The organism is Roseivivax sp., assembly GCF_054552075.1.
The window spans coordinates 101999-112821 of record NZ_JBTOLZ010000014.1; the positions used below are offsets into that span (position 1 = coordinate 101999).

Genomic DNA, 10823 nt, shown 5'->3' on the forward strand with positions numbered 1-10823 from the left:
GTACTGATCCTCTGCATGCCGAACACCGTGGCTCCATCCGCCGTGATCGCTCAGGACCGCAGTGTTCCAGCATCTGAGCAGCAACCCATCGACATCCATATCGCAGACGCCGCGCGCAGGTTCGGCATCCCAGAGCACTGGATCCTTGCCGTTATGGAGGCTGAAAGCGCCGGTATTCCACGCGCTGTCAGCCACGCAGGCGCCATGGGGCTTATGCAGATCATGCCCGGTACCTGGGCCGAATTGCGCGCAGCCCACCGGCTTGGCAATGACCCTTTCGATCCACGTGACAACATCCTCGCCGGTACCGCCTATCTACGGCAGATGTACGACCGGTTCGGGTCACCCGGCTTTCTCGCGGCCTACAACGCCGGGCCTGCGCGCTACCAGGAGCACCTTGATACCGGTCGCGCCTTGCCGCGTGAAACCCGCAATTACCTTGCCATCCTCGCGCCACTCATCGGCGACGGGACCAACGTTGCGCGCGCAGTCAGTCGCCCGCAGAGGACGCAGGACTGGCGCGACGCCCCGTTGTTCGCGGCAATGGCCGAGGAGGGTCAGACCCCCGGCGATGACGCCCAACGGATTGCGTCTGACGCGTCTCAGAACGGGATTTTCGTGCCTCTCAGCCAGGGGCGAACACAATGATCTGCGGATTCGCCCCATGGCGAGGTCTGGAAAGCCCCGTCGCAGGAATGTGCCGGGGCGGGTCGACGCGCAGGGTCTCAACAGAAAGAGCGCGAGATAAAAGAGGTGCCGCAAGCGGACCTCAAGCTGTTGTTTCTCTGCGACGATTTGCGCGGCACATCCAAGCTGCATGCCGCAGGACTTCATTTAAATTACTGATTTTGCGATATTCTTTGTGCGGCAGCATGTTCTGCGAGCGAGTGCGGCCATGACCCGGCGCGACGACGACCTTCGTATCCGGCCCGGACGTATCCGCGACGGCGGCAGAACCTCAAAGCAACCGACACGTTTCGTCAACGAGGTCATGCGAGCTGCGCGGAAATCCGGACATACCGGCTATCGTATCGGCGCGGGCAGCACGCGCTCCGGCAACGCCGCTTTCGGGCGTGGACGGTTTGCCCGAACCGCCAAAGGTCTGACCCGCACGTCCCGGCGCGTCGTCGTGAAGGCTCGCATCGTACGGCACCAGGGCAAGCGCTTTCGCTCCGCGCCCATGGCCAAACATCTCGGCTACCTGCAGCGCGACGGCGTCGGGCAGGACGGGCGCGACGCAGACTTGTTTGGGCCTGAAAGCAATGATCTCGACCGGGGCGGCTTTGCGGCGCGCTGCGAAGACGACCGGCATCATTTCCGGTTCATCATCTCGCCGGAAGACGCGGGCGATCTCGAGGATCTGCACGCCTTCACCCGGGATCTGATGGCCCGAGCCGAACGGGATCTCGGCACAACACTCGACTGGGTCGCCGTCGATCACTGGAACACCGACAATCCGCATATCCACATTTTGGTGCGTGGAAAGGCCGACGATGGCCGCGATCTCGTCATCTCGCGTGACTACATCAGCCGGGGGCTTCGAGCGCGCGCAGAAGACCTCGTACAACTGGAACTGGGCCCCCGCAGCGCGCGGGAGATTTCCCAAGCGCTCGAAACGCAGGTCACAGCGGAACGCTGGACTGATCTGGACCGGGGCCTACGATCCCTGGCGGACGATCATGCCAGCATCGCCGACCTGCGGCGCGGCACGCCGGAGCCCCGCGATCCGGCGCTGCGCCGCTTGATGATCGGGCGTGCCCAGACACTGGAGAGGCTCGGGCTGGCCGAACAAATCGCCCCTGCCGTCTGGGAGTTGAAACCAAACGCCGAAGACACTCTGCGCGAGCTTGGGATGCGCGGCGACATCATCAAACGGATGCACCGGGCCATGGGCGCCGACCGCAACCGCGCGGCGGGTGATTTCGCCATCGAAGGCACGCCCACCGCGCCGATCCTCGGGCGGCTCGTGGAACGCGGCTTTCATGACGACCACGCCGGTAGCGGCTACGCGATCATCGACGGTGTTGACGGTCGCGTTCATCACCTGCGTTTCCGGGATCTCGATGCGACCGGCGACACGCCGCAAGGTGGTATCGTCGAAACCCGGCTCTGGACGGGGAAAACGGACGGGACACCGCAACTGTCTCTTGTCGGTCGTTCCGATCTTTCGCTGGCCGCCCAGATCGAGGCGGATGGCGCCACCTGGCTCGACCGCCTGCATCTTGCCCGGGACCGCGCGCCGCTGAGTGGTGCCGGATTTGGCGCAGATGTTCGCCAGGCCTTGGAGCGCCGCTCGGATCACCTTGTCGCCGAAGGCCTCGCCCGACGGCAAGGGCAGCGGGTCACCTTTGCCCGCGATCTGCTGGCCACCCTGCGCAACCGCGGACTGGACGCCATCGCTCAAGACCTCAGCACACAAACCGGGCTTCCCCACCACAAACCAACCGAGGGCGAACCCGTCGCAGGGACGTTTCGTCAACGCCTGGATCTCGCCTCGGGCCGCTTCGCCATGATCGACGACGGCCTCGGATTCTCGCTCGTCCCCTGGACCCCGCAACTCGAACGCCATCTCGGCCAGACCGTCACGGGCACGATAACGCCCGGCGGCGGGATCGATTGGAGCCTCGGGCGCAAGCGCGGGCTGAGCCTCTGAGCAGAAAGGACATCACCATGAGCCGTCAGGAAACGTCATCGGCCACCAAGATCCTCTGGGGCCAGATCCTCATCGTCAGTATCGTGGCGCTGCTCTTCGTCTGGGCAGCGACGCAATGGGTCGCGTTCCGTCTGGGGTTCCAGCCCCAGCTTGGCGCGCCTCTCACCACCCTGTTCGGCCTGCCGATCTATCGCCCGTGGCAGGTCTTCACCTGGTGGTACTGGTACGACGCCTACGCGCCCCGCGTCTTCATGGAAGGAGCCACAATCGCCGGCGCAGGCGGGATCGCCGCCATTGCCGTCGCGATCTTGCTGTCGGTCCTGCGGGCGCGCGAGGCCAGCGACGTGACGACCTATGGCTCGGCCAGATGGGCAGGCCTCAAAGATATCACCGCCGCCGGACTTTTCGCGGAAGACGGGGTCGTGCTCGGCCGCCTCGACAAGCGCTACCTCCGGCATGACGGCCCGGAACACGTGCTGTGCTTCGCCCCCACCCGCTCCGGCAAGGGCGTCGGTCTCGTCATCCCAAGCCTGCTGACCTGGCCCGGCTCCGCGATTGTCCACGACATCAAGGGCGAGAACTGGCAACTGACGTCCGGATGGCGGGCGCGGTTCGGGCGTGTCCTGCTCTTCGATCCGACCAATGCCGCCAGCGCCGCCTACAATCCGCTGCTCGAGGTTCGCCGCGGGGAGCGCGAGGTGCGGGACGTGCAAAACATCGCGGATATCCTCGTCGATCCCGAAGGCCAGCTCGAGCGGCGCAATCATTGGGAGAAGACCAGCCATTCCCTTCTGGTCGGCGCGATCCTGCATGTTCTCTATGCCGAGAAGGACAAAACACTGGCAGGCGTCGCCGCCTTCCTGTCAGATCCTCGGCGTCCCATCGCCGCCACACTAAATGCAATGATGCGGACTGCCCATCTCGGAGATCGCCCGCATCCTGTTGTTGCCCAAGCCGCGCGCGAGCTGCTGAACAAGTCCGAGAACGAACGCTCCGGCGTCCTGTCCACCGCCATGTCCTTTCTTAGCCTCTACCGCGACCCTGTGATCGCCGCCGTGACCCGGCGCTGCGACTGGCGGATCGATGATCTGGTCTCAGATGCGCGGCCGCTCACCCTCTACCTCGTGGTGCCCCCGTCGGATATTTCCCGCACGAAACCGCTGGTCCGGCTGGTCCTGAACCAGATCGGCCGCCGTCTGACGGAAGAGCTGCACAACACCAACCGCAAGCACCGCCTTCTGTTCATGCTCGACGAGTTCCCCGCCCTCGGACGTCTCGACTTCTTTGAAAGCCAACTGGCCTTCATGGCGGGCTATGGCCTCAAGGCCTTCCTGATCGCCCAGTCGCTGAACCAGATCGAGAAGGCCTATGGCCAGAACAACGCCATCCTGGACAACTGCCATGTCCGCGTCGCATTCGCGACCAATGACGAGCGCACGGCGAAGCGCCTGTCAGACGCCCTCGGTACCACAACCGAACTGCGCGCGATGAAAAACTATGCCGGGCACCGCCTGTCACCCTGGCTCGGGCATCTGATGGTCTCGCGTCAGGAAACCGCCCGCGCCTTGCTCACGCCTGGTGAGATCATGCAGCTGCCATCCGACGACGAAATCATTCTCGTGTCGGGCGCAGCCCCGATCCGGGCACAAAAAGTGCGGTACTTCCGCGATGCGCAACTGACGGCGAGAATCCAAAAGCCGCCTATCGTCGAAGCATCTGGATCCGTCAGCCCTGCGGGATCCGATGATTGGAGCTGTCTTCAGCCGATAGCGCCGCCTCGGGAAGCTGCCACGAACAAGCCCGCTGACGACGGGGATGGTGGCATCCGACGAGAACCTGAGATCCCGGATCATGAGGATGTGGCGCCCGAACTGCCGTTCCTGCGCGAGGAGTTCGCAGACCTCGAAGACGAACCCGACGACGAGGCCCAACGCGCCCGCGCCATGCAAACCCGCTTCCGCACCGTCGCGCGTCAAGCGGCCCTCGATCCGGATGATGGCATCGAACTGTGAGGTGACGACATGAAGAAAGCCAAGATCACCGCCTATGTCGACGCAGCCCTCTTCGATGAAATCGACGCGCTCGCCGCGCGGCGGCGCGTCCCCAAAACCCAGATCATCGAAGCGGCCTTGGCGTCGTTCCTCTCCCCCGACAGCGCCGAACAGAGCGAGGCCGCGATCGTCCGCAGGCTGGACCGCCTGACAAGGTCGCTCGAGCGGCTGGAACGCGACCAAGAGATCACGACCGAGGCGCTGGCGCTGTTTGTTCGCTTCTGGCTGACGACAACGCCACCGCTGCCGGATGCCACCTACGCAGCGGCCAAGGCGAAGGGGAAGGAGCGGTATGGTGGGTTCGTTCAAACGCTCGCGCGTCGGTTGGCCAAGGGATCGACCCTGACCAAGGAGCTTTCACAGGACGTATCAGCCTCCATGGAATAAGGTTTAGCCGGGTCACCAGTCGTCTTTCGCGCCTCCCGACAGAGCAAAGCGGTCGTTCCCAGCATCCGTCATCAACGTGAGATGTGCGGACAAAGCGTGCATTCGCTGCGGCTGCGCCAACGGCGGCTTTCGGTCCTTCGACGAAACCGTCGATGTTGTCACAAGCAACTGAATTTCGCCTAGCTTCCGGATAAGTCTGCGCTACCGTCCGGCAGATCATGCGCACCGATACAGAGCCGGTGATCCCCCAGAACCTCGATGACGCGACACTCTCCGGCGTGGCCTGGATCGTCCGCACTGGCCATCCGCACCAGTTCTTCCCGAAGCTGCGCGAGAATGGTCATGCGCCGGTCCACCGCCGCGAGCTGCTTGCGTGCGATCTCATGGGCAGGTGCGCAATCCTCTGACGGGGCTTCTGCCAAGGCCATCAGATCGGCGATGTCATCGAGCCCGAAGCCCAGTTCCCGCGCGTGACGGAGGAAAGCGAGGCGTTCGAGCGCCGCTGCATCATAGCGCCTCTGCCCGCCTGTCGTCCGCGCCGGTGCCGGTATCAGGCCCCGGCTTTCGTAGTAGCGGATCGTCGTCACCTTCACACCCGTCCGGCGCGACATCTGCCCGATGGAATATTCTTTCATGTCGCCTCTTGAACCTCCAGTCGCTGTAGATCGTATCTACACTGAAGTGATACGAATCGAAAGGAGCTACTATGGGGCACGGCCATCATCATCACGTCGATCCGGAAGCGGGCGACCGCCGGGTCTTCGCCGCCATCGCAGTCAATATGGGCCTGACGGTTGCTCAGATCGTCGGCGGCATCGTTTCCGGTTCGCTGGCGCTGATCGCCGATGCGCTGCACAACTTTTCCGATGCAATCTCGCTCATCATCGCTTTCGCCGCCCGGAAAATCGCGCGGCGACCTCGCGATGCCGACATGACGTTCGGCTACGGTCGGGTCGAGGTCGTGGCCGCGCTCATCAACTACACCACGCTGATCGTGATCGGCCTCTACCTGCTCTACGAAGCCGCGATGCGCTTTGCCGATCCGCAGCCGGTCGAGGGCTGGCTGATCGTCATCATCGCCGGAATTGCGCTTATCGTGGACGCCGTGACGGCTGCGCTGACCTACGCCATGTCCAAATCCAGTGTGAACATCCGCGCGGCGTTCCTGCACAACGTCGCCGACGCGCTCGGCTCCGTCGCGGTGATTGTCGCTGGCACGCTGATCCTGCTTTACGACTGGCGGCTGATCGACCCGCTCGTGACGGTGCTGATCGCAGGCTACATACTTTGGCAGTCGTTCCGGGAAATTGGCCCGGTGATCCGTATCCTGATGCTCGGCTCACCACCGGAAATCGAGACGCAAGCGGTGCTGGAGACCGTGCGCGGAATCGACGGGGTGACCGGCATCCACCACGCGCATTTCTGGCAGATGGACGAACACCGAGCGGCCCTCGACGCACATATCGTAATAACCGAGGGCCGTTGGTCCGACGCAGACGCGGTGAAGGAGCGGATCAAAACAGCGCTGGCAGACCGCTTCGACATCGAGCACACAACGCTGGAGCTGGAATGCGCGCGCCACGCCTGCGACGACCCGTCCGAGTTCGGCGGGCGCGGGCATGGCGAGGAGCGGCACGGATGACCGACTTTGCTTCCGTGGCGCTGACCGTCGCGCTTGTCTGTGAAACAGTTCTTATTGCGATGCTGCTTTGGTCGATCCTTGTCCCATCCCGCCGTCTCTGGCCCCCGCAACGGGTGAACTGGCTCAGCCAACTCATGGTCTGGCTCCCGACCCTCGCGGTCTTCAGTAGCGCGATCCTTGTGGGCTCCGCCGGATGGAATGCTCTGGATTGGCCGCTCTGGCTTCGTTGGAGCGTAGGCCTGCCGCTGATCATGGCGGGCAATGCCGTGGTCTGGCCTGCTGCCTTGGGCATCGGCCTCGACGCGACCAGCGGCGCGGAAGCCGAGCTGAAAACCGATGGTTTCTATCGTTGGTCGCGCAACCCGCAATACGTGGCAGACATGGGCATCCTGGTCGGATGGGCAATCCTGTCCGCCACTCCCGCTGCGTTGATCATCGCGACGGGCGGTGTGGTCGCCTTTGCTCTCGCCCCTTTTGCCGAAGAGCCATGGCTGGAAGAGGTCTATGGCGCGCCCTACCGCACGTATCGGAAACGGACGCCGCGGTTTTTCGGGTTTCCAAGCCGACAGAACGCTGACTACTCTGTGTAGCGTTCGCAGTCGCCGAGCCCGGTCGCGGTTGAGGCAAGGAGCCGATCCGCGGCACGGATCAGCTCGGCAACCCGCCTGTCCGCCAGGCGATACCGGACAAATCGACCTTCGCTGCGGCGGCTGACCAGCCCGCAATGCAGAAGGCAGCGCAGATGGTTCGAGACATTGGGTTGCCCCAACCCAGTATGAGCGACAATCTCCTGAACGCTGCGTTCGCCCGCCACCAGCGCATCGAGGATCGCCAGACGGCTGGGATCGCCGAGGCCCCGAAAGAGCTTTGCCCGCAGTTCTAGGGCGTCGGGTGCCAAAAGATCGTCTTGAACGTCTTGCGTCGTCATATCATTATCCACTGATACGTTAGCGGCGGCACTTTTGCTCGCCACTTTGAAGAGGATCGCACATGAACCAGGCCGAGAACAGCACGTTGCCGACGGCCTCCACGCCGATCCGAATGCGGGTGCAGGGCATGGACTGCGCCAAGGACGCGGCCGAGATCGAGCGCGCGGCCCGGTCTGCGGGCGTGGCCGAAGGCGATGTGAAGGTGTCTGCCGCAACCCACGTCATGACATTACGGATCGCGGAGGGTGACTTGTCGAAGGTGCGGCCCGCGCTCGATGCGACCGGCTACGGCTTTGAGAAGATCGAGGACGGCGATACATCCTCCGATCCGGCCTACAAGGACCCGAGTTATCGCCGCGCCCTCTGGATCGTGGTCCTGCTCAATCTCGGCTACGGCGTGGTCGAGATGTTCGGCGGGTTCCTGTCCGGGTCGCAGGCTTTGAAGGCGGACGCGCTCGATTTCCTCGGCGACGGCGCGATCACGTTTCTGGGCCTGCTCGCCATCGGTTGGAGCCTGACATGGCGTGCGCGGTCAGCGATGATCCAGGGCGTGTTTCTGGGGCTTCTGGGCCTCGGCGTCGTCGGCAGCACGCTCTGGCGTGTCCTCAACCAAACGACACCCGAAGCCGGGTTGATGGGAGCCTTCGCGGTGGGTGCGCTGATCGTGAACGTCCTCGCGGTCCTGCCGCTGCTGAAGCACCGCAAGGGCGATGCCAACATGCGGGCCGTCTGGCTGTTTTCGCGCAACGACGCCATCGGCAACCTCGCCGTGGTCATCGCCGCCGGGCTGGTCGCGTGGCTTGGCAGTGCATGGCCCGACCTGATCGTCGCGTTCGCGATCGCGGGGCTTTTCCTGCATTCGTCGTGGATGATCATCCGCGACGCGCGGAATGATCTGAAGGACGAGTAGGGGGCGCTTGCGTTAAAGAAGTGACCCCAAGTCCGATCCGACACTTGGATAGGCCGCCGTCATCGACTGAAGCTGCTTGGCCGTCAGGCCCAGCTTGATCGCCAACCCGAAGAAATTGATCAGCTCGCCGTATTCCGGGCCGAACAGGTGCGCGCCGAGAATCTTGCCATTCGACCTATCGACGAGGATCTTCGCGGCGGCGGAGGTTTCGCCGATCCGATAGTTCGAATACCAACCGCCAGTGTCGGTGAACCGGACATCTATGTCATGCCCGGCGTCCCTTGCCTCGTCTTCCAACATGCCGACACGCGCCACTTCCGGAACGGTGAAGACGGCCGTCGGAATACCGGCATAATCCGGTGCGGTTTGCGCGTCTTTGAGCATGTTGGAGGCCGCGACCTTCCCTTCGATCACTGCGACCGGCGTCAGCGGCATGCCATCGGTGTCGGCGGAATCTCCTGCGGCATAGACCGCGCTGTTTGTCGTGCTTTGCAGATGGGGGGCTACAACGATGCCCTTGTCACTGTGGTCGACACCAGCCGCCTCAAGATTCAGGTCGGCCAGGGCTGCAACCCGGCCCGCGCCATGCACGACCAAATCGGTTTCGATTGTCCGGGTCTGATCGCCCGACGCAACCTCGACAGTGAATGCTCCACTGGTTTCCGCGACCGAGACGATTTCGGTCTCGCGCATGAGGTCCACGCCGATACCGGCGCCGCGCTGGACCAGCATGTCGACCAAATCGGGATCGAAGCTGCCCAATGGGTGGGCCCCGCGATCCACAATGATGGGTTTGGCTCCGGCCCGCGCCGAGATATGCGCGAACTCAAAGGATACGAAGCCGCCACTGATGAAGAGAATCCGTTCGGGAAGGGCCTCAAGGTTGAGGAAATTCGTGCTGTCGATCACGAGATCGGCCCCTGTGAAGCCGAGCGGCCTGGGCATGGCACCGGCGGCGACAAGGAACCGCTTCGACAGATATGTCTTCCCATCAACCTCCAGCGTGTTGCTTCCCGTGAAGCGGGCGGCTCCATGCAGGGTTTCGACGCCATTGCCCGTCAGGCCTTTTTCCATCTTGTCCGGCACCGGATCGGTGAAGCCGCGCTTGTGGGCCATCAGATCGGCCCAGTTGATCGACAAATCGCCGGGATCGATCCCCTTGCCCTGCATGAGCCGTGCCGCGTCCATGATTTCCGCACCGCGCCGCAGGATTTTCTTTGGATCGCAGCCGCGCAATGCGCAGGTGCCGCCGAAGGGCAGCGCATCGACAATGGCCACACGCCATCCTGCCGCGCCACACTTGTTGGCCGCAGCCACGCCCGCCATGCCTGCCCCGATGACGATCAGGTCGTAGTCTTCGCTCATTTTCTGGTCCTAGTCTTGGGTCTATCCGGCGCAGCAGCTCAGCTTCGCCACATCCATGTCGAATGTCTGGGCCGCCAGCTTCAGCGCTTCCACGGTCGTCAGATACGGGAAGATCGTCTCCCCAAGTGCCTTTGTGGTCATGCCGAACTTCAGCGCCATAACGAGAGTCTGGATTGTATCGGACCCCTCGGGCGCGATGATTTGGCCACCAAGCAATCGGTCCGTCTTTCTGTCCGCCATCAGTTTGATCAATCCGCGCGTGTCGCGTGCGGCCAGCGCGCGCGGCACCTGATCGAGCGGCACGATGGACGTCTTTACATCGAAGCCCGCGTCCCGCGCCTGGGCTTCACCGAGACCGACGCCCGCGACCTGCGGGTCGGAAAACACCACCCAGGGCATCGCGGCGTTGTCGTAACGATGATCCTCGCCGAGAACCGCGTTTTTGGCCGCGAGCTTTGCACCATAGGCCGCCATATAGACAAACTGGTCACGGTCGGTCACATCGCCTGCGGCATAGATGCCTCGCACCGATGTCTGCATGTCCTCGCCGACGACGATGGACCCACGCGCGTCTGTTTCAACGCCGATTGCGTCCAGGCCCATATCTTCGGTATTGGCCCGCCTGCCAGCGGTCGAAACGAGGTGATCCGCTGTCACTTCGACAGGCTTTCCGTTCTGGATCACGCGTAGTGTCACGCCGGCGTCGTCGCGGCGCACAGTGTCGTAGCTTAACCCGGTCAGAAGGGTGATGCCTTCGGCCTCGAACGCCGCCGCCAATGCCTCCGAGACCTCTGGTTCCGCGCCGGGCAACAGATGCGAACGGGCGACAAGCGTGACCTTCACGCCCATGCGGCTCATCATCTGGGCCAGCTCCGCGCCGATGTAG

Annotated in this window: 11 protein-coding genes; 7 read left to right on the top strand and 4 right to left on the bottom strand. The window is 63.5% G+C overall.

Going from position 1 to position 10823, the window contains the following annotated elements:
- Positions 1-15 precede the first annotated feature (15 nt).
- The 4 genes from ACX938_RS12125 to ACX938_RS12140 all read left to right on the top strand — a co-directional run bounded on the left by ACX938_RS12125 (position 16) and on the right by ACX938_RS12140 (position 5091).
- On the top strand, positions 16-648 hold the full coding sequence (locus ACX938_RS12125; RefSeq protein ID WP_459431247.1) for a lytic transglycosylase domain-containing protein: 633 nt from the start codon (positions 16-18) through the stop codon (positions 646-648).
- 247 nt (positions 649-895) lie between these two features.
- Positions 896-2653 (top strand): relaxase/mobilization nuclease domain-containing protein, encoded by a 1758-nt coding sequence (locus ACX938_RS12130; RefSeq protein WP_459431248.1) that lies wholly within the window; start codon positions 896-898, stop codon positions 2651-2653.
- Positions 2654-2670: 17 nt separating this feature from the next.
- Positions 2671-4665 (top strand): conjugal transfer protein TraG, encoded by a 1995-nt coding sequence (locus tag ACX938_RS12135; RefSeq protein ID WP_459431249.1) that lies wholly within the window; start codon positions 2671-2673, stop codon positions 4663-4665.
- A gap of 9 nt (positions 4666-4674) precedes the next feature.
- Positions 4675-5091 carry a ribbon-helix-helix protein, CopG family gene (locus ACX938_RS12140; RefSeq protein WP_459431250.1) on the top strand — a complete coding sequence of 139 codons (417 nt, stop codon included), beginning with the start codon at positions 4675-4677 and terminating at the stop codon, positions 5089-5091.
- A gap of 179 nt (positions 5092-5270) precedes the next feature.
- Here the strand turns inward: ACX938_RS12140 and ACX938_RS12145 are convergent, their stop codons facing one another.
- Positions 5271-5726, bottom strand: a complete 456-nt coding sequence (locus tag ACX938_RS12145; RefSeq protein ID WP_459431251.1) for a MerR family transcriptional regulator — start codon at positions 5724-5726, stop codon at positions 5271-5273.
- Between the two features lie 71 nt (positions 5727-5797).
- Between ACX938_RS12145 and ACX938_RS12150 the strand changes: the two genes are divergently transcribed.
- A complete protein-coding gene (locus ACX938_RS12150; protein WP_459431252.1) occupies positions 5798-6733 on the top strand; it encodes a cation diffusion facilitator family transporter in 936 nt (311 codons plus the stop codon).
- Positions 6730-7323, top strand: coding sequence for a methyltransferase family protein (locus tag ACX938_RS12155; RefSeq protein WP_459431253.1), 594 nt, complete (start codon positions 6730-6732; stop codon positions 7321-7323). Before ACX938_RS12150 ends, ACX938_RS12155 begins: the two co-directional genes overlap by 4 nt.
- On the opposite strand, the gene ACX938_RS12160 is transcribed toward ACX938_RS12155, so the two are convergent.
- Positions 7311-7661 (bottom strand): ArsR/SmtB family transcription factor, encoded by a 351-nt coding sequence (locus ACX938_RS12160; protein ID WP_170394730.1) that lies wholly within the window; start codon positions 7659-7661, stop codon positions 7311-7313. The two genes, ACX938_RS12155 and ACX938_RS12160, sit on opposite strands and share 13 nt — an antisense overlap.
- A 62-nt stretch (positions 7662-7723) precedes the next feature.
- Here ACX938_RS12160 and ACX938_RS12165 point away from each other — a divergent pair, with 62 nt between their 5' ends.
- Positions 7724-8572, top strand: coding sequence for a cation diffusion facilitator family transporter (locus ACX938_RS12165; protein WP_170394727.1), 849 nt, complete (start codon positions 7724-7726; stop codon positions 8570-8572).
- 12 nt (positions 8573-8584) lie between these two features.
- Here ACX938_RS12165 and ACX938_RS12170 read toward each other — a convergent pair whose 3' ends face one another.
- Together ACX938_RS12170 and ACX938_RS12175 are read right to left on the bottom strand one after the other, a co-directional pair.
- Positions 8585-9937: a dihydrolipoyl dehydrogenase family protein gene (locus ACX938_RS12170; RefSeq protein ID WP_459431254.1), complete on the bottom strand. Its 1353-nt coding sequence runs from the start codon at positions 9935-9937 to the stop codon at positions 8585-8587.
- 21 nt (positions 9938-9958) lie between these two features.
- A partial coding sequence (locus ACX938_RS12175) for a dihydrolipoyl dehydrogenase family protein (protein ID WP_459431255.1) occupies positions 9959-10823 on the bottom strand: 865 nt, incomplete at its 5' end.

What these genes read in the sequence shown, in the direction of transcription:
- ACX938_RS12125 (WP_459431247.1), top strand. Translation starts at nt 16, where the DNA reads ATGCCGAACACCGTGGCTCCATCCGCCGTGATCGCTCAGGACCGCAGT.
- ACX938_RS12130 (WP_459431248.1), top strand. Translation starts at nt 896, where the DNA reads ATGACCCGGCGCGACGACGACCTTCGTATCCGGCCCGGACGTATCCGC.
- ACX938_RS12135 (WP_459431249.1), top strand. Translation starts at nt 2,671, where the DNA reads ATGAGCCGTCAGGAAACGTCATCGGCCACCAAGATCCTCTGGGGCCAG.
- ACX938_RS12140 (WP_459431250.1), top strand. Translation starts at nt 4,675, where the DNA reads ATGAAGAAAGCCAAGATCACCGCCTATGTCGACGCAGCCCTCTTCGAT.
- ACX938_RS12145 (WP_459431251.1), bottom strand. Translation starts at nt 5,726, where the DNA reads ATGAAAGAATATTCCATCGGGCAGATGTCGCGCCGGACGGGTGTGAAG.
- ACX938_RS12150 (WP_459431252.1), top strand. Translation starts at nt 5,798, where the DNA reads ATGGGGCACGGCCATCATCATCACGTCGATCCGGAAGCGGGCGACCGC.
- ACX938_RS12155 (WP_459431253.1), top strand. Translation starts at nt 6,730, where the DNA reads ATGACCGACTTTGCTTCCGTGGCGCTGACCGTCGCGCTTGTCTGTGAA.
- ACX938_RS12160 (WP_170394730.1), bottom strand. Translation starts at nt 7,661, where the DNA reads ATGACGACGCAAGACGTTCAAGACGATCTTTTGGCACCCGACGCCCTA.
- ACX938_RS12165 (WP_170394727.1), top strand. Translation starts at nt 7,724, where the DNA reads ATGAACCAGGCCGAGAACAGCACGTTGCCGACGGCCTCCACGCCGATC.
- ACX938_RS12170 (WP_459431254.1), bottom strand. Translation starts at nt 9,937, where the DNA reads ATGAGCGAAGACTACGACCTGATCGTCATCGGGGCAGGCATGGCGGGC.